Source organism: Synechococcus sp. R6-5 (genome assembly GCF_047461775.1).
In the GTDB taxonomy this organism is placed as follows: domain Bacteria; phylum Cyanobacteriota; class Cyanobacteriia; order Thermostichales; family Thermostichaceae; genus Thermostichus.
In genome coordinates this window covers 1-17,434 of sequence record NZ_JANSHV010000053.1, presented here as the reverse complement: position 1 = coordinate 17,434, position 17,434 = coordinate 1, and the positions used below count along the sequence as shown (strand labels likewise).

Annotated in this window: 16 protein-coding genes and 1 tRNA gene; 10 read left to right on the top strand and 7 right to left on the bottom strand. The window is 59.2% G+C overall.

The features are described 5' to 3' along the window. Positions 1 to 43: 43 nt before the first annotated feature. Both NW818_RS03050 and NW818_RS03045 read right to left on the bottom strand, forming a co-directional pair. Complete coding sequence (locus tag NW818_RS03050) at positions 44 to 205, bottom strand: hypothetical protein (RefSeq protein ID WP_011434030.1); 162 nt, start codon at positions 203 to 205, stop codon at positions 44 to 46. Positions 206 to 296: 91 nt separating this feature from the next. Further along, positions 297 to 386, bottom strand: a complete 90-nt coding sequence (locus NW818_RS03045; protein ID WP_244349857.1) for a cytochrome b6-f complex subunit PetN — start codon at positions 384 to 386, stop codon at positions 297 to 299. 155 nt (positions 387 to 541) lie between these two features. Between NW818_RS03045 and NW818_RS03040 the strand changes: the two genes are divergently transcribed. Together NW818_RS03040 and NW818_RS03035 are read left to right on the top strand one after the other, a co-directional pair. Further along, positions 542 to 787: a hypothetical protein gene (locus NW818_RS03040; protein ID WP_414423800.1), complete on the top strand. Its 246-nt coding sequence runs from the start codon at positions 542 to 544 to the stop codon at positions 785 to 787. Positions 788 to 938: 151 nt separating this feature from the next. After that, on the top strand, positions 939 to 1,523 hold the full coding sequence (locus NW818_RS03035; protein WP_414423799.1) for an SRPBCC family protein: 585 nt from the start codon (positions 939 to 941) through the stop codon (positions 1,521 to 1,523). A gap of 192 nt (positions 1,524 to 1,715) precedes the next feature. Here NW818_RS03035 and NW818_RS03030 read toward each other — a convergent pair whose 3' ends face one another. Then, positions 1,716 to 3,653, bottom strand: a complete 1,938-nt coding sequence (locus NW818_RS03030; protein WP_414413193.1) for a DICT sensory domain-containing protein — start codon at positions 3,651 to 3,653, stop codon at positions 1,716 to 1,718. 237 nt (positions 3,654 to 3,890) lie between these two features. Between NW818_RS03030 and NW818_RS03025 the strand changes: the two genes are divergently transcribed. The 4 genes from NW818_RS03025 to NW818_RS03010 all read left to right on the top strand — a co-directional run bounded on the left by NW818_RS03025 (position 3,891) and on the right by NW818_RS03010 (position 8,008). Continuing rightward, positions 3,891 to 4,334 (top strand): 2TM domain-containing protein, encoded by a 444-nt coding sequence (locus NW818_RS03025; RefSeq protein ID WP_011434035.1) that lies wholly within the window; start codon positions 3,891 to 3,893, stop codon positions 4,332 to 4,334. A 120-nt stretch (positions 4,335 to 4,454) separates the two neighbouring features. Then, positions 4,455 to 4,525 (top strand) — tRNA-Gly (locus NW818_RS03020). 779 nt (positions 4,526 to 5,304) lie between these two features. Further along, positions 5,305 to 6,306 (top strand): ABC transporter substrate-binding protein, encoded by a 1,002-nt coding sequence (locus tag NW818_RS03015; protein ID WP_414357554.1) that lies wholly within the window; start codon positions 5,305 to 5,307, stop codon positions 6,304 to 6,306. A 61-nt stretch (positions 6,307 to 6,367) separates the two neighbouring features. After that, positions 6,368 to 8,008: an ABC transporter permease gene (locus NW818_RS03010; RefSeq protein WP_414342291.1), complete on the top strand. Its 1,641-nt coding sequence runs from the start codon at positions 6,368 to 6,370 to the stop codon at positions 8,006 to 8,008. 22 nt (positions 8,009 to 8,030) lie between these two features. On the opposite strand, the gene NW818_RS03005 is transcribed toward NW818_RS03010, so the two are convergent. Continuing rightward, complete coding sequence (locus tag NW818_RS03005) at positions 8,031 to 8,717, bottom strand: hypothetical protein (protein WP_414423798.1); 687 nt, start codon at positions 8,715 to 8,717, stop codon at positions 8,031 to 8,033. A 189-nt stretch (positions 8,718 to 8,906) separates the two neighbouring features. Here NW818_RS03005 and NW818_RS03000 point away from each other — a divergent pair, with 189 nt between their 5' ends. From NW818_RS03000 to gndA, 4 genes are all read left to right on the top strand, one after another. Continuing rightward, positions 8,907 to 10,259 carry an ABC transporter substrate-binding protein gene (locus NW818_RS03000; RefSeq protein ID WP_414423797.1) on the top strand — a complete coding sequence of 451 codons (1,353 nt, stop codon included), beginning with the start codon at positions 8,907 to 8,909 and terminating at the stop codon, positions 10,257 to 10,259. A gap of 111 nt (positions 10,260 to 10,370) precedes the next feature. After that, on the top strand, positions 10,371 to 11,573 hold the full coding sequence (locus NW818_RS02995) for a carbohydrate ABC transporter permease (RefSeq protein WP_414416048.1): 1,203 nt from the start codon (positions 10,371 to 10,373) through the stop codon (positions 11,571 to 11,573). 91 nt (positions 11,574 to 11,664) lie between these two features. Continuing rightward, the gene (locus NW818_RS02990) at positions 11,665 to 12,186 is read left to right on the top strand and encodes a pentapeptide repeat-containing protein (protein WP_414423796.1); all 522 of its coding nucleotides are present in this window, start codon (positions 11,665 to 11,667) and stop codon (positions 12,184 to 12,186) included. A gap of 93 nt (positions 12,187 to 12,279) precedes the next feature. Next, positions 12,280 to 13,698, top strand: a complete 1,419-nt coding sequence (gene gndA, locus NW818_RS02985; protein WP_414423795.1) for an NADP-dependent phosphogluconate dehydrogenase — start codon at positions 12,280 to 12,282, stop codon at positions 13,696 to 13,698. Here the strand turns inward: gndA and NW818_RS02980 are convergent. From NW818_RS02980 to nadC, 3 genes are all read right to left on the bottom strand, one after another. Further along, entirely contained in the window at positions 13,695 to 15,188 is a 1,494-nt protein-coding gene (locus NW818_RS02980) for an L-aspartate oxidase (protein ID WP_414423794.1), read from the bottom strand. The two genes, gndA and NW818_RS02980, sit on opposite strands and share 4 nt — an antisense overlap. Before the next feature lie 29 nt (positions 15,189 to 15,217). Beyond that, a complete protein-coding gene (gene nadA / locus NW818_RS02975; RefSeq protein ID WP_414342299.1) occupies positions 15,218 to 16,306 on the bottom strand; it encodes a quinolinate synthase NadA in 1,089 nt (362 codons plus the stop codon). Between the two features lie 198 nt (positions 16,307 to 16,504). Beyond that, positions 16,505 to 17,362 carry a carboxylating nicotinate-nucleotide diphosphorylase gene (nadC, locus tag NW818_RS02970; protein WP_011434043.1) on the bottom strand — a complete coding sequence of 286 codons (858 nt, stop codon included), beginning with the start codon at positions 17,360 to 17,362 and terminating at the stop codon, positions 16,505 to 16,507. Positions 17,363 to 17,434 lie beyond the last annotated feature (72 nt).

The window sequence follows — 17,434 nt, the reverse complement described above, 5'->3', positions numbered from 1 at the left end:
CGGGGCTCCTGCGATTTCTAGCTGAGCAGGCCCAACAGCGGCCCTAGCGCTTGGAGCGACGGGCTTTGCGCTCAACTTCGTTGCGTCGCCGCCGATCCCGCCAGTCGATGAAGGTAATGTAGCCAACGCCCAGGGTTACGGCTGTCAACAGCAAAAAGATGCTTCCGTAGGCGATGCGGGCGACCAAGGGAAGATCGGTTTCCATGGTGTGAGCGGGGGTAACCCCGTCAATATCGGCGGCAGGAACAACAAGATGAATGCAAGATGGATGTGAGGCTCAATCCAGGCATGACAAATTACATGCCGTTGCGCCCCCAGACCACCAGAGCAATGGAAAGAACGAAGAAGGTGGGGACGGCAATCCAGCCAAGGGTGATGATGTCCATAGGTCTAGCCCAGCTAAAGAGGGGTTATCTCGAGGTGATCCCATTTTACGAGAGGAGATCCCTTGTCAACGGACATCTACGAACACCTGTTTTCAGTTCAAGCTGGCTACAGTGGAGTTAAATCTGAAACATCTGAGCCAAAGAGGTGGGATCCGATGGTACTGGACACATTGCCACTGGTTGCCGCTGTGGCCATCGCTATTTTTCTGCTGTTTTTTTGGGTGCGGGTCATTCGAGATGCCGTTTGGACAACGGTGGGGGTTCTGATCATCCTGGCCGTGCTGTTTGTGGTCTTCAACATCGGCCCACGACAGGTGCTCCAGGAGCTGCGGGATCCCTTTACCTTTGTGGAACGGGTTTGGCAGGTGATCGTCGGCTGGTTCAAGGCGCTCTTCCCCTAGGGTCTCGCTATCTGCTACACAGCCCTTTGATACAATAGATAACTCACAAGGCCAGCCTGTTGGAGCCGGTGGACAACGGTCTGGTCAAAAGACAGTTTCCTCTCCTGTTTCTGCGCTGCTCCACAGCGCCTACGCGACTGAAGCTCTCGCCATGCCTTCTGACCTTGAATGGGATCCCCAAGACCTGACCCCAGAAGAGGGGATCCCTATTCCTGCTTGCGTCAGCGGGACGGAGTCCTCAGACATCCAGGTGGAGGTGGAGGATTTGGGGGAGCGCCGCTGCCAAGTGCGAGGTCGCGTCCTGATTCCGGTGGAGCGGCAGCAGGTCTGGCAGGTTTTGACCGACTACGACCATCTGGCGGAGTTTATTCCCAACTTGGTGGAAAGTCGCGTCATTGGCCGTGAGAATGGCCGCACACTGGTACGTCAAGTGGGATCCCAAAAGGTTTTATTTGCCCAATTTTCTGCTGCGGTGGTGCTGGCTATCGAGGAGATCTTTCCTCAGCAGCTTCGCTTCCAAAAAACACAAGGGGATTTTCTTATCTTCGAGGGGTTTTGGGATCTGGCCGATTGGTCGGCCCATCAAACCTTGCTCACCTACCACCTGCAGGTCAAGCCTCCCCGCAGAATGCCTGTCGGTCTGGTGGAGCGCCGCATTTGCCAAGATTTGGCCCTGAACTTACAAGCCATTCGGGAGCGCTGCCTGAGTTTGTCGGATCATTCCAAGCCCGTTTGAGGCGCGCCCAATAGGTACCTCGTTCCCCAAGCGCTCCGCGCCGCTGACGCGACCACTCTCAGCCCTTCTGCCAAAGAAGAGGGGGGCTGGGGAACAGCTTTATTGCCATTTGTGGGATTTGATATTCGAGCTGGAATTTGCCAGGTGGATCCCAGAGGCAAAGTGGGCCGGTGGTCCTTCACCTTTCGAGTCTCAAGCAGCGATCGAGGGCTGTCCTTGGGTGTGTGGGTGCGCTATCGGCAGGGTGAAGTGGAAGGCACTGCCCTGATTGATCCCCCCCGATTCTGCCCAGATGCGCCCCCCCATGGCCTCAATGATCAGTCGGCAAATGGCTAGCCCCAAGCCCGTCCCACCCACCGAGCGCCGCAGGGATCCCTCTGCTTGATAAAACCGCTCGAAGATGGCTTGCAACCGGTCTGGCTCAATGCCGCGCCCGGTGTCGGCAACAGTGAACTTCACCATCGCCCCCGTCGATCCACCGGCTGGTGGCTCCACTTCTGCCCGAATCCAGATCCGTCCGGTGGAAGGGGTAAATTTGCAGGCATTGTCCAGCAGCTTACGCAACACCTCCACCAGCCACTCCCCATCCGCCCTAACCATTGGCAGCCGTTTGGGCAGCACCTGCTCGATGGTGGGCAAGTCTTCGTGCCGCCGTCGCGCTTTGACATTGCTCAGGGCCAGCTCCACACATTCTTGAGCAGACAACGGCTCGATATGCCAGCGAACGCGACCACTTTCCAGCTTGGAGAGGGTGAGAAAGTCCTGCACCAACTCCCGCAGCCGATCGGCATCTTGCAGGGCTGTGTTCAACATTTCCTGGCGCATCTCCAGGGGCATGTCGGGGTCGCTGGCCAAAGACTCCAAACACACCTGAATGGTGGACAGCGGGGTGCGCAGCTCGTGTCCGGTCACGGCAATCAGCTCTGATTTGGCCTGATCCAGAGCTGCCAACTGGCGATTGAGCTCTTCTAGGTGCTGATAGGCTTCTGCCTGCAAGAGGGCTACCCCCACTTGGTTGGCAATGGCTTCTGCCAACTCCAGAGTGGCCGGCTGCCAGCGGTGAGGGTGTTCGTGGTGTAGCTCCAATAGGCCCAGCAACCGCCCTTGATAGAGAATCGGCATGGCCACCCAAGCCCGAATTTGGGCCGGCTGCCACAGCTCCGGCACTCGCTGCAGGCGGGGATCCTTTTGGGTATCCTCGCAGCACACCGCTTGTGCCGAGGCCATTGCCTCCCGCAAAAAAGGGTTGCTGGGAAGAGGCCACAGGGATCCCTTAAGGCTGCCCATCGTTAGGGTGCGGTACTCCTGCTCAATCTGAACAGCAGGGGCCTGGCCATCGTAACGGTAGATCAAACATCGCCCCACCTCTGCCACCTGCCCCAGCTCCTGCACAGCAATTGCCAAAATCTCGCCGGGATCCAAAGACTGGCGAATGGCACTGCTGATGCGGTTGATCAGATGCTCTTTGCGCTCTTGCGCCCGAATGGTGCGGTAGGCCCGCTGCAGTTTGTATTGCCCTGCCTGGAGATAGGTGATCAGCCGCTCGGTAAAGGGGCCTGGATTCAGTTGGCTGGCGGAGTTTTGCGGGGATCCCTTGAGGTACTGGCGAAGGGGCTCAAGGCGAGGTTCCAGATCCGGTCGGTAACTGAGGATCTTGGGCAACAGGGCCAAAGCCGCTTGGACTGTAATCTGACGATCAAATGACCAGATCCCATCAAATTGGCGAGCTGCATCCATATCGCTGCTTTGCCAAGGACGCTCCCGCTGCATCTGCAAGCGTTCTCGACACACGAGGCAGGTGGCATAGTGGGCATCGATGACGATCAAGTGCCACTCCTGCACCAAGGGATCCTCTGGATCCAAGGGAATGGTGTGGTAGGGCAGGTCTGTCTGAGCAAAATCCTTTTCTGGGGTCGCCAACACAAACACGTCTTGGGCCATTGCGCTGATGCGCTGGTAGCGCCGTGCCTCCTGGCGGTAGTAGCGCTCCTTTTGAAAGTTAGCGAATACCCACGGGGATCCCTGCCCTTGCAGCACCTGATCCTCAATGGCGTGGCTGAGGGCAACCAAAGAGGATTTGAAATACAGTTGTGGGCGCAGGTGCGGCAAAGCCTGCAGCAGATCGCTCAATAGGGAGGTACGACTCTGGCGAAGGTAAGATCTAGAGCGGGTGGAGGCCATAACCCTACTGGCAAGCACAGATCACAGGCAGTACAGGGACACTTAACCCCGGAGAAGGAGGCTCGCAGTCTAGGTTTAGTCTAACGGTTGGGATCCCGCGGCGGAGGGAGCTTCATAAGGCGCAAGATCCAGCTAGCCTAGACTAGGGGATTATAAGGTTTACAAAGTTGAATATCAGCCAGCCAAATGTCGGGATCCCGGTACAGCCAAGAGGACGTGCAGCAGATCCTCCAGCGGGCCATTGCCCGCCAGCCACGCCTGGGCGAGTTCACCCGCTCCCAACTGCAGGAGATGGCTGCCGAACTGGGGATCTCCCCCCAAGAGCTGGACTTGGCCGAGCAGGAATGGAAGGCCTGGCAAGAGCTGAATAGCCAACACCGAGAATTTCAGCGCTACCGCCGTCGGCAGTTTTACCAACTGCTGGGCCGCTATGGAATTGTCAACAGCTTTTTGCTGGGCTTAGACTGGCTCTCCGGTGGAGGGCTATCTTGGTCGCTGTTTATACTCATGGGGTGGGGCTTGACCGTTGCCCTCAAGGGCTGGAACGCCTACCAAACGGAGGGTGAACGCTACGAGAAAGAGTTTCGCCAATGGCAAAGGAAACGCCAGAAAGATCTCCAGAGCAAGTAAGCCCAGCCTACCGGATAAGTCTGTCCCGCTGATGGAGATGGATTTTTCTCCAAACTCTGAGTGGGAAGGGGCACCGCCGAGAGATGCTACCATAGATATTCAGCATCGCTGAATGCCCGTGCGGGCGTAGTTTAATGGTAAAACCGCAGTCTTCCAAACTGCTGTTGTCGGTTCGATTCCGTCCGCCCGCTTCCCAACACTGGGCAGGCCTTAAACTAAACCTCAAAACTCGTCTGCTGTAGGCCTTTCCGGGCCCAACCTAGCCCCAAGGCAACGGTTGAGTTCGGGGCGAAAAGTGTCTGCGAGGGGGGTTGAGAAGGAGCAAAGCAGGAGGAGTCTTGTGAGCTTTTGGTCTGACCGTGGCGTATCGCGGCTGGGGTGGTACTACCGTGGAAGGCGTTACCGGTTGTCGACGGGGGTGCCGGATACGACGGCAAGCCGGCGGGTGGAGTCGGAAGCTGGTTGCCTTGGTTAAGCTTCTCTAGGAGGAGCTAGATAAGGAAGACGCTTTCGGATCCCTATAGCCAAAGTACAGGGTATGTGGTTCCAAAAAGCATAGCTGGTTGAACCAAGCTGTGCTTTTTCCTCTCACAATCTGGCCGGTAATTTTTCTTAATCAGAACTTAATCTCAAAATAACTAGAAAATAACTTTTGGATGATTTTATTGAGGTATTCTGAGCTGTATTCAACTCCTAAAATAGGGGGAAACCTGGGAACCCCGAAGCCAAAGCTTCCCCCGGCTTCCTGCGAGTTTTGTGAGCGAAGTGGGATCCCTGCTACGCAGGGGGTGCTTCTATTATCCATATCCATGTGGTTGTGACTTATAGTGGCTGTGATAGATGTTGTCTGAAAAGCTGCAATACAGGCTTATTCTCCGGTGAATTTGGGCAATGCTCTCATTTGTGCCAGATCGGCAGTAAAGTGAGAGTAAATGCAAAAACCGATTTTGGAATGGTTAGGAGAATCACCGTGCGTCCTCTATCTTTGTTGGCGGTGCTTTGCAGCGTGGCTTTTGCCCAGCCTTTTGCGTGGGGATCCTTGAGCTCAGCCTGGGCTAAGCCTTCCGGGACGTTGCGTTTGTACACCTCCCAACCCGATGCAGATGCTCAGAAAACTGTTGCTGCATTTCGGGAAGTTTATCCAGAGGTTTCGGTGGAGATCTTTCGCTCCGGCACCGAGGAGGTGATCAGCCGCTTTCTTTTAGAAGCAGAAAAGGGCAGCCCCCAGGCAGATGTGTTGTTGGTGGCCGATGCGCCCACCTTTGAGCTGCTGAAAGCCCGCAATTTGCTGGAGTCCTACTGCAGCCCTGAGGCCAAAGCCATCGCTGCCACCTACTACGACCCAGACTGCCACTACTTCGGCACCAAGATCTTGGCCACGGTGATCGTTTACAACACGGCCAAAGCCCAGCCCATCGATAGCTGGGCAGCCCTGGCCCAGGTTCCTGAAGGCCAACTGGTGATGCCCAGCCCTACCTATTCGGGCGCCGCCGCCTACAACTTGGGGGTTATCACCCGCACCCCCGGCTTGGGCTGGGAGTGGTACGAAGCCCTGAAAAAGAACAAGGCAGTGCTGGTGCAAGGCAATGGCGCTGTGGCTCGCAACGTCGCCAGTGGCGAACAAAGCTACGGCATGGTGGTGGACTTTCTCGCCATTCGCAGCCGCAACGAGGGATCCCCAGTGGAGGTGGTCTATCCCAAGGAGGGTGTGCCATTGATTACAGAGCCGGTGGGAATTGTAAAAGGAACGCCCAACCTGGAAGCTGCCCAGGCTTTTGTGGACTTCTTGCTGTCTCAGAAGGGGCAGGAGGTTGCTGCAGGGATGGGCTATATGCCACTGCGGCAGGATGTCACACCTCCGAAAGGGTTCCCCGCCTTGAGCGAGCTGAAGATCTTAAGCGTGCCGGCGACGGAGTTGGCCGAGAGCCGCGAGGCCGACAAGGCTCGCTTTGCCAAGTTGTTTGGGGAATAGGTTGACATCAAGCTGGCCAGACGCTGGCCAAGTCTTGCGGTGGAAGGACTTGAGCAAAGGGTTGAGGCACCCCATTATCCCCTGGCTGGTGGCTGTAGCCGCCCTTGTGACTCTGACCCACGTCTATCCCCTCTGGAGGCTGCTGCAGCGGGCCTTGGGCGGCGAAGGTGAGAACATCCGCTGGTTGCTGGAAACGCCTCGCGTCCATCTGGCGCTACGCCATAGCCTTTGGGTGTCCGCGGCCTCAGCGGCGCTGGCTCTTGGGGCCGCTCTGCTGCTGGCGGTGCTCACCACCCAGACGGATCTGCCGGGCCGCGGGATCCTACGGCTGCTCTTTTTGTCTCCTCTGGTGATTCCGCCCCAGGTTTTGGCCTTGGCCTGGATCCAGTGGGCTGGGCCGGTGGGCTATCTGCAGCAGGGGCTGCGCTGGATTTTGGGAAAGCAGGGATCCCTGTGGAGCCTCTACACACCGGCGGGGATCATCCTGTTGCTGGCTCTTTTTGTGCTGCCGATTGCCTATCTGACGCTGGTGGCGGGCCTGAGCCGGCTCTCCAAGCAGGCTCAGGAGGCGGCCCAACTGGATGGGGCAAACCTGCTGCAGGTTTGGCTCTACGTCACGCTGCCTCTGTTACGGCCCTCTGTGGCGGCAGCAGCAGCACTGGCGTTCCTGGGGGCCTGGGGCAATTTCGGGATCCCGGCCTTGCTGGGGATCCCGGGGCGCTACCTGACCTTGCCCACTCTGCTGTACCAGGAGGTGATCAACTTCAGCGGCGATGGGTTTGGGCGCAGTGCGGCGCTGGCGTTGCTCTTTGGCTTGCCGGCCCTCTTCTTCTTGAGCTGGCCCCAGCGGAGTCAGGAGGGGTTGGATCCCGGCGAGGCGCCTCCGGATCCCTATCGCCTGGGCTGGCTGGGTTGGCTGCTCAGCGGGATCCTTTTCGCCGCAGCTCTGCTGGTCGTTCTTGGGCCCTTGCTGGCCATGGCTGCGACTGCCCTGCTGCGGGCCTATGGCCTGCCCCTGACCTGGTCTAACCTAACCCTGGAGCATTTCCGCATGGTTCTTTTTGATCTGGAGCGGGCCCGCCGCGCCACGCTGCACAGTTTGGGCTTGGCGGGAGGAGCGGCACTGCTCTGCAGCGGGATAGGGACGATCTTGGGCTATGCCCTGACCCGCTTGAAGGTGCCGCTGTTGGCCCTGCTCAGCTTCATCGTGGACTTGCCCTATGCCCTGCCGGGCCTGATTTTTGCTTTGTCTCTCATCTTGGTGTGGTTGCCTCCTCCCCTGCCGGGGCTGAGCCTCTACGGCACCCTATGGCTGATCCTGATGGCCTACCTGGGGCGGTTCTCGGCCCTGGCACTGCAGCCCCTGCAAGCGGCGTGGCGCAGCTTGGATACCAGCCTTGAGGAGGCAGCCAGTATTGACGGGGCCTCCCTGCTGCAAACCTTTCGCCACATCTTGGTGCCGCTGCTGGCGCCAGCCCTGACGGCGGCAGTGTTGCTGGTATTTCTGCAATCTTTTGCCGAGCTGACCCTCTCCGCCCTCTTGGTGACCTCCCGCTCGGAGACCTTTGGGTGGCTCATCTTTGGCTTGCAACAAGGGGGCTATACCCAGCAAGCGGCGGCCCTAAGTACCTTGCTGCTGATCGCGCTCTTTGCCCTGGCCGCGGGGATCCAGGCGCTGCGGCGGCATGCCAAGCCAAGCTGAGGAGGGGATCCCTGCAAATCCTTCACGGATTGGGGCCGATCGTGGTGGTGCGGCGGATGGGTTGACCCTTTAGAGTCTTGCCTTCTACTGTTTTCACCCAGCCTTGCCCTGGTACAAATCGGTACTGCACATCGGTATCAGAGCCACCGAGCAGATCCCCTTGGGCATTGAAGACGCGAGTTTCCCGCTGCCAGTGTCCTGGCCCGGTCGGTGTGCTGCTCGACTCGGTGGTGTAGGTTTGGCCGCGAGCATTGTTGAATTGGCCGCTGCGCTGCCAGCCTTGCCCCGCTTGGCCCTCGATAAGGCTCGAGCTGCTGCCCACCGTCTTGCCCTCGGCGTTTTGCAGGGTGGTGCTGCCCTGCCGTTGCCAACCCTCATGTGTGTGAGTAGTGGTGTGCTGATGGTTCAGGTTCCAGGTCTGACCTTGTTGGGTAGTGACTTGGCCGGAATAGTCTCCTTCCACCCCCTGACCGGGAATGAATTGCCGGGATCCCTGGCCGGAATAGGTGCCACTACCCGATCTGCCACTTGGCCCGGTGCGAGTGTAGGTGCCGGAGTGAGTGAAGGTGCGCTCACCGCTCGGGGTCAGGGATCCAGCCGTTGGCGTGGTGGCTGTGCGAGTGCGTTGACGGGGGCGAGCCTGCGCAAAGGGAGCAAGCGCCATCAGGAGGGCAGTAACCAATAACAGGCAAAAGCTTGCGGTTTTCATTTTCATTCTCATTTTTCGAGACCCCTTGAGAAATTGCCAATCATGACCCAGGCTAGGTGCTCACCTCATCTGACTCTGACTTCGGCCTGAGGGTTCACCTCCCGAGGGGATCCCGCCAGACATAACCTGCTCTTAATGTCTGTGCTGTAATCTCAGAGGTGCCTTTAGCGAATGCGACTGCATTTTTCTATGAACACCCGTCGTACTTTCCTGGCTGTTGCGGCTGGCCTGGTGGCTGCGTCTGCTGCTGCTCTTCTGGCTGCCGACAGCTTTGCTCAGTCTCCTGCCGAAGTCAAAGTTTGGATTGCCTTTACCGACAACCGCCTGGATTGGGCCCGCGAAAAAGCGGCAGAGTTCAACAAACAATTTCCTCAATACAAAGTTACGGTCGAAGGCTACGGCAACTACGAAGAAATTCAGCAAGCCACCGACCTGGCCATTCAACAAAATGCTGCTCCTTCGGTGGTGCAATGGTTTGAGGTGGGCACCCAGCGGGCACGGGATTTTGGTTACTTCAAGTCCATTGCCGAGGCTCTGGGCAATCGCACCGAAATGAACGGGATCCCAGTGAATTTCGACGATTTTATCGAGCCGGTGGTGAGCTACTACACCCTGGATGGCAAATTTACGTCCATGCCCTGGAACAGCTCCAGCCCCATTCTCTACTCCAACACGGCCATCTTGAAGAAGGCAGGGATCGAAAAGCCGCCGGCCACCTGGCAAGAGCTGGAGGCTGCTTGTCAAAAGATCATGGCCCTCCCCGACGCTCCCCAGGGCTGTGTGACCTGGCCCAATCACGGCTGGTTCTACGAGCAGTGGATGGCCCAGCAGAATGCCCTCTTGGCCAACAACGACAATGGCCGTGCCGCCCGTGCCACCCAGGTCTTTTTGGACTCGGAGCCGTCAATTGCCATCGCCACCTGGTGGAAAGGGATGTATGACAAAGGCTACTACATCTACAGCGGCAAGCAGCGGGATTGGGCAGCCACCGAGCAGGCCATCCAGACCGGTACCGTCGCCATGGCCATCACCAGCAGCGCCGATGCCGCCAACATCACCAACGCTGCCAAGCAAAACAACATCGAGCTGGTCACCACCCGCATGCCCTACAACGCCGACAAGGGTTGGACGGGGAACTTGATCGGGGGAGCCAGCCTCTGGCTGGTGAAGGATCTGCCCAAGGAGGTGGAAGAGGGGGCGCTGACCTTCATGCTGTGGCTCAATAACACCGAAAATGCTGCCGAGTGGCACCAAGTGACCGGCTACTTGCCCATTCGGAAAAGCTCGGTAGCCTTGCTGGAGTCGAAGGGCTGGTTCAAGGAAAACCCCAACTTCTTCACCGCCAGCGACCAAATCAACAATTCCAAGGTGACCCCTGCCACTCGGGGGGCGCTGCTGGGGGCTTTCCCCGAAATTCGCAACGTGGTGACCCAAACCATGGAAGATCTGATGCTTAAAGGCGGGGATCCGGCCCAGGCCATGGCCAAGGCCAACCAGGAGGCCAACCGCCTTCTGGCCGAGTACAACTCCCTCTACCAGTAACCTGGATGTCGATGGGCCAGGGGTGTTATTGAGGGATGGGGGTGGGCGGCAGCCTGCCCCTTTCCGGGCTTTGATAAGGCTCTTGTGAAGAGCAAAGCCGAGGTGAGAGGCATGTTGGGATTCGTCCAAGTGTTGGTGCCGCTGTTGGCGGGGTTGCTGGGATCCCTCTGGATGGGGCTCCGTTTTCGACGCATCGAGTGGCCTGTGCCGGTGGGGGCAGTGCTGGGGGGCCTAGCAGGAGGGCTGGGATCCCTGATTTTTATGGCGCCCCTGGATTTTTGCACTTTTGAGCCGGAGCGCAAGGCCATCGACATGGCCTTTGGCGTGGGGCTGGTGCTGGCGGGCATGGCCATTCCCCTCTGGCCGCTGTTGGCGTGGACGCAGAAGGAGCAGGAGCGCCGCCTGGGGATCCCCGGCCCAGCTGTTCAGGAGAGGGGCATCTTTAAGCAGTGGTGGCTGGCGTGGCTGCTCTTGTTGCCCACCTTCACGATCTTGGTGGTGTTTCTCTACTACCCAGGGCTGGATACCTTCCGCCTTTCCACCCTGCTCACGTTTGTGGGGGCGCCGCGCAGCCGCTTCGTCTGTGTGGATAACTTTACCGCTTTGCTGACGGATTCCACCTATCTGCGCAGCCTGGGGATTACCTTTGCCATTTCGGCGGCCATCGTGGTGCTGGGGTTGAGCGGATCCCTGTTGATTGCCACGCTGGCCTACCAGCCGATTCGAGGGGCGGCGATTTATCGGGTGTTGCTGATCTGGCCCTACGCCATTTCTCCAGCGGTGGCCGGGATCATCTTCTTTATCATGTTCAACCCCTTGGGAGGGGTGGCCAACCATTTGCTGGGCCTGGTGGGGATCCCCCGTTTAAACTGGCTCAGCGATCCCAACTTGGCCCCCTGGGTGGTGATCTTTGCCAGCGTTTGGAAGCAGATGGGCTACAACATTTTGTTTTACCTTGCCGGCCTGCAAAACCTGCCCAAGGATTTGCTGGAAGCGGCTGCCATCGACGGGGCCGGGGCAGTGCGTCGCTTTTTTGCCATCACCCTACCGCTGCTTTCTCCCATCACCTTCTTTTTGGTGATTACCAACATGACCTATGCGTTTTTCGATATCTTTGGCACCATTGACTTGCTGACTGCTGGGGGCCCTTCCGGATCCACCTCGGTGTTGATCTACGAGATCTACAAAATCGGAGTGTCTTCTGGCAATTTGGGTAGGGCTGCCGCGCAATCCATCGTCCTGTTTCTCATTGTGGTGGGCTTGACAGTCCTGCAATTTCGCACCACCGAGCGGAATGTAACCTACGGCGGATAACGGCTGTCTCTGCTGCAACGCAATGATCCCAGTTCTCAGTGGGCAAGGGGAAAATCGGCAAGAATGGGGGTAGAGAATCTAGGGATCCTCGATGGCCCCAAAATCCAACGCCTCGACTTGCTGGCGCGACTTCGGGAAGCTGGGCATGCTGCTGGCGGCCACTCTGCTGCTTTGGCTCCTCTGGGGCTCCATAGCGGGCAGCCAAGCCCGTCTCAACTTCAACAACGCCGATCTGCAAGGTCAAGATCTATCCGGCCAAGATTGGCGGGGCAGCAGCTTTGTCAGCGCCAACCTGCAGGGCGCCGATCTGCACGGGGCCAACCTTTCGGGGGCGGCATTCACCAAGGCCAATCTGGCGGGGGCCAACCTATCCGGTGCCGATTTGAGCAATAGCCTTTTGGATCTGGCCAATTTGGCAGGAGCCGATCTCAGAGGGGCCAAGCTCACGGGAGCCATTGCCGCACGGGCGGTTTGGCAAGGAGCGCAGATTGCCGGCGCCGATTTCAGCGAAGCCTATGTGGATCGGGCGGCAAAGCGGCAGTTGTGTGAGCAAGCTGAGGGATCCCACCCGATAACCGGCGTAACCACCCGTGAGAGTTTGGGCTGCCCTTGAATCAGGGCCGGCAAAGGTGAAGAAAACAGGATCCCTGAGCCCCGTCGGTCAGATTGGCCTCTAGATTGGGTGAGGTGTCGATAGTGCCCAACTATGAGCAAGCCCAGCTTTGCGGTGATTGGCCTGGCGGTGATGGGGGAAAACTTGGCCCTCAACATCGAGCGCAACGGCTTTCCGGTTGCCGTCTACAACCGCACCAGCTCCAAAACCGACCAGTTCATGCGGGAGCGAGCCCAAGGCAAACGGATCACCCCCGCCTACAGCTTGCCGGAACTGGTGCAACTGATGGAGCGGCCCCGCAAATTCTTGATCATGGTCAAGGCGGGCGCGCCGGTAGACGCGGTGATTGACGAGCTTAAACCCCTGCTGGATCCGGGGGATATCATCATCGACGGCGGCAACTCCCTCTACACCGACACCGATCGCCGTGCCGAAGCCCTCGCCCCCACCGGGATCCACTTTGTCGGCATGGGAGTGAGCGGCGGGGAAGAGGGAGCCCTGAACGGCCCCAGCCTCATGCCCGGCTGCAGCCCAGAGGCCTACCAACAACTGGAGCCCATCTTGGCCAAAATTGCCGCTCAAGTGCCAGACGGCCCCTGTGTCACCTACCTGGGGCCCAAAGGGGGCGGGCACTACGTGAAGATGGTACACAACGGCATCGAATACGGCGATATGCAGCTGATCGCCGAGGTCTACGACCTAATGCGCAGGGCTTTGAAGCTGTCGGCCTCGCAGATGCAGGAGATTTTTCAGGCTTGGAATGAAACAGAGCTGGAATCTTTCCTGATTGAAATTACCGCCAAGATTTTCCAAACCCTGGATCCGGAAACCGGCAAGCCGTTGGTGGATCTCATTCTGGATAAGGCCGGGCAGAAAGGCACCGGTTTGTGGACGGTCAAAGATGCTCTGGATCTGGGGGTAGCGGTGCCCACCATCGAGGCGGCAGTGCAAGCTCGTATCCTCTCGTCGATGAAAGAGGAACGGGTGGCTGCCTCTGCCCAGTTGAAGGGGCCCGACGCAACTTTTGCAGGGGATCCCGATCGCTTTATCCAAGATCTGCGCGCTGCTCTCTATTGCTCCAAAATCTGCTCCTATGCTCAGGGGATGGCCCTGCTCAAAAAAGCCACCGTTGCCCACGGCTACGTCTACACCTTCAGTGAGATTCCGCGGATTTGGAAGGGGGGCTGTATCATCCGCGCCCGCTTCCTGGGCGAGATCCAGTCGGCCTACAAACGGGATCCAGAGCTGGTGAACCTGCTGTTGGATGAGGAATTCGAGCAGGCCATCCGGGAGCGGCAGGGATCCTGGCGGCGGGTGGTGTCCACGGCGGCTGCCCTGGGGATCCCGATCCCGGCCATCAGCGCTTCTTTGGCCTACTACGACAGCTACCGTACCGCCAACCTGCCCCAGAACCTCACCCAAGCCCAGCGGGACTTCTTCGGGGCCCACACCTTCGAGCGCATCGACAGGCCGGGCGTCTTTCACCATGAGTGGAATGCCTGTTGCCGTTAGCGATGCGTAGCATCAAGAGGTCTCCGGAAAAAAGTTGAACCGCGCACCTCCGTATGGAAAGGCTCCCCTTCCTGAGGAAAATCCTCGCGGAAATGGGCCCCGCGGCTTTCCTCCCGCAGCAGCGCCCCCTGCGCTACCAGACGGGCCAGCAAAAGCAGACTGCCTGCCTCGGCCTCTTCCCGGGTGGCCCAAGGCTTTTCCTGCAGGGGAAGTGCCTTGACAAAGGTCAGAAAAGCCCGCAGCCGTGTTCCCTCCCGCACAACGCCCAAAGCTTCCCCAACTCGCTGCCTGAGAGCCGGCAGGATGTCGGGAGACGTCGCCAGAACGGGTAGCCTCTGCAGCTGTCGGGGAAAGCTCACCTCTCCCAAATCTTGCAAGGCAGCCAAGGCGGCCCGCTTGCCCATGACCAGCCCTTCCAAAAGGCTGTTGGAAGCCAAGCGATTGGCTCCGTGCAGGCCCGTGGAAGCCACCTCCCCAGCAGCATAAAGGCCCGGCAGGCCGGTGAAGCCGAAAGTGTCCGTTCGGATCCCACCCATCACGTAGTGAGCCGCGGGAACAACTGGGAGCAGATCCTTCGTGGGATCCAGCCCCAAGGCGCGGGCAGAGGCAACAACGGTGGGAAAGCGCTCCTCCAGATGTTCGACGACCCGCAGATCCAGGTAGGTTCCCCCTGTCTGCTGCCGCTCCCAGAAAACGGCCCGAGCTACCACATCCCGCGGCGCCAGCTCTCCCAGCTCCGCATAGCGAGGCATAAAACGCTCCCCCAAGGCGTTGAGGAGAACAGCCCCTTCTCCTCTTACTGCCTCGCTCACCAGCGCTCCATTGGGCAAGGCCGTGGGGTGAAATTGCACAAACTCCAGATCCCTGAGAGTGGCCCCTGCCCGCCAGGCCAGCACCATTCCGTCGCCGGTGGCCCCCGGGGGAGCTGTCGAGACGGGGAAAAGGCTGCCAAATCCTCCCGTAGCCAGGAGAACTGCCCCGGCCCTCACCTCCACCGGCCCTTCAGGGCCAAGCAGCAAGGCCCCCCCTACCCTGTCCCCCGCCAGCAAAAGGCTTAGGGCTGTGTAGCCCTGCAAAGGCAGCCTGTTGAGGCGAGCCAGCAAACCTCTCAGAAGCCACAGTCCGCTCCGATCCCCCCCCAGATGGCGTACCCGCGCTTGGGAGTGGCCCCCTTCCCGGACAGGTTGGGGATGGAAAGGAAGGCCCCAGCGCAAAAGTCTCTCCAGGTGCAAGGGTGCTTCCTCCACAATGGAGCGAGCCACCTTTTCTTCCACCAGGCCGCGGCCCGCTTGCAAGGTGTCTTGGATATGGACTTCTATGTCCGCCTCATCCACAGGAAAAGCCACCCCACCCTGCGCCCAAGGGGTAGAGCCAGAGGGAAGGGGATCCTTGCTTACCACCAGAGTTGTCGCCCCCTGGGCTTCGGCCCACAGGGCTGCGTACACCCCCGCCACCCCTGCTCCCAGGATCAACAGGTCTGTTTCTAACAAGGGCGGCGCCCCGTTCTTCCCCTCCACCTCTAGGCTCCGGCGGGCACTGCCAGCATGGCCAGGATGGAACGGCGAGCCTTCTCAGCCACCTCCTGGGGCACCTGGATCACGTAGCGCATCTCCTGCAGGGAGCGGTAAATCTTTTCCAAGGTAATCTTCTTCATGTACTCGCAGACGGCTTCTGCCTTGACAGGGATGAACGTTTTGTCTGGAGCTTCTTTCTTGAGCCGGTGAAGAATGCCCACCTCGGTGGCCACCACAAACTCGCGGCTTTCTGAAGCTTTGGCGTAGCGCACCATGCCCTCGGTGGAGAGCAGCTTGGCATCCGGTTTGAGGAAGAGACAGCTAGAGCCGCAACTGCACTCCGGGTGAATGAGGAACTCTGCTCCAGGGTGCTCTTCCACCATCGCCTTGAGGTGCTCTTCCCGGATGCCAACATGCACGTGGCACTCTCCCGGAAAGAGATCCAGCTCCCTTCCGGTTACTTGAGCAACGTGGGCTCCCAGAAACATATCCGGCACGAAGAAGATGGGGCGATCCGGGGGCAGGCTGGCCACCACTTGAACTGCGTTGGCGCTGGTTACGCAGACATCTGCCAGAGCCTTGATCTCGGCAGCGGTGTTGACGTAGGCCACCACCAGGCCCTCAGGGCAGGCTGCCTTCCACCGCAGCACATCTTGCGGGCGAATGCTATCGGCCAAGGAACAGCCCGCCTCCAGATCCGGCAGCAGCACCGTCTTTTCCGGGTTAAGGATGGCAGCCGTCTCCGCCATAAAATGCACGCCCGCAAAGACGATCACCTGGGCGCTCGTCTTTTGAGCCTCCCGAGCCAGTCCTAAGGAGTCTCCCACAAAGTCCGCCACCTCTTGAACTTCGGGGAGCTGATACGAATGCGCGAGGATAACTGCCTGCCTTTCCTGTTTGAGCCGGGCAATCTCCTGGACGATTGTGGCAGTGTTGTGTAGCAATGGGGTTTCTCCCTTCATTTTCGACTTCTTGTCGCGACAGCGTTGCGTAGCAATAACGGTTTTGTTCCTCTGGAGGCTGGACACGATCTGAGGACTTTGTCCCGCTAATGCGTTTGCAGGAGCAGCGCGCAGCAATAACGGAAAGCCCATCTCCTGGAGTTGGTCGACTCTGCTTTGGGGGGTATCTGAGCCGGCAAGAGAAGCAACCCCCAACCCAGATGCCCGGCGAAGCCTTTCGCGGCGCCCGGTTGAGCTGGAGCTGGGCTTAGGTTGTCTTCTCAAAGTAGCATCAGTCGCAACAGCGTTGCGTAGCAATAAAGCAGTGTCCAGCGAGGACTTGACTCAGGGTCACACCACCAGCAAAGAGAGATCCAAAGCCTTGGCCGAGTGGGTGAGCGCCCCGACGCTGACGTAATTCACGCCTGCCTCGGCCACTTGCCTGGCCCGTTCTGGGGTCATGTTGCCGCTGGCCTCCAGGGGAACTCTCCCTCCCACCCGTTGGACGGCGGCCTGGGTTTCTTCCAGGGTGAAGTTGTCCAGAAGGATGAGATCGGCTCCTGCTGCCAAAGCCTCTTCCAGTTCCTGGAGATCCCGCACCTCCACCTCCACCTTGAGGTGGTGGGGAGCACCTTCCTTGGCCCGCTTGACGGCTGCCAAAACGCCTCCCGCGCCGCGGTCGCAACAGCGTTGCGTGGCAATGATGTGGTTTTCCTTGATCAAAATGCCGTCGAACAGCCCAAAGCGGTGGTTTTTGCCGCCCCCTACCCGTACAGCATACTTCTCCAGGGCGCGCAGGCCGGGAGTGGTCTTGCGGGTGTCCAGAAGCTGGGTTGAGGTTCCCCGGAGAGCCTCTACATAGGTGCGGGTGAGGGTGGCAATGCCGGACAGCCTTTGGAGAAGATTGAGCGCCAGCCTCTCCCCCGCCAGAATGCCCTTCAGGGATCCCTTGAGGTGGGCCACCTCTTGACGGACAGCCACCCTGGCCCCTTCCTCCACTCCAGGGATGAACTCCACCTGGGGATCCGCCAGCCGAAAAACCCGCTTGGCAATCTCCAGGCCGGCCAGGATCCCTGTCTCCTTGGCCAGGATTACCGCCTCACCCTCCAGTCCTGGGGGTAGGGTCAGCTCTGTGGTGAGGTCGCCGTGCCCCAGGTCTTCCCACAGCCAAGCGCAAAGGGTCTCCTCTGGTAAGTAAACTTCTTCCATTTTCGGTTTGGTTTTAGCTAGACCGGCGGGAAGCCCCGCCCTCCGTTAGTGACTAGTGGCTGGTCACTATCC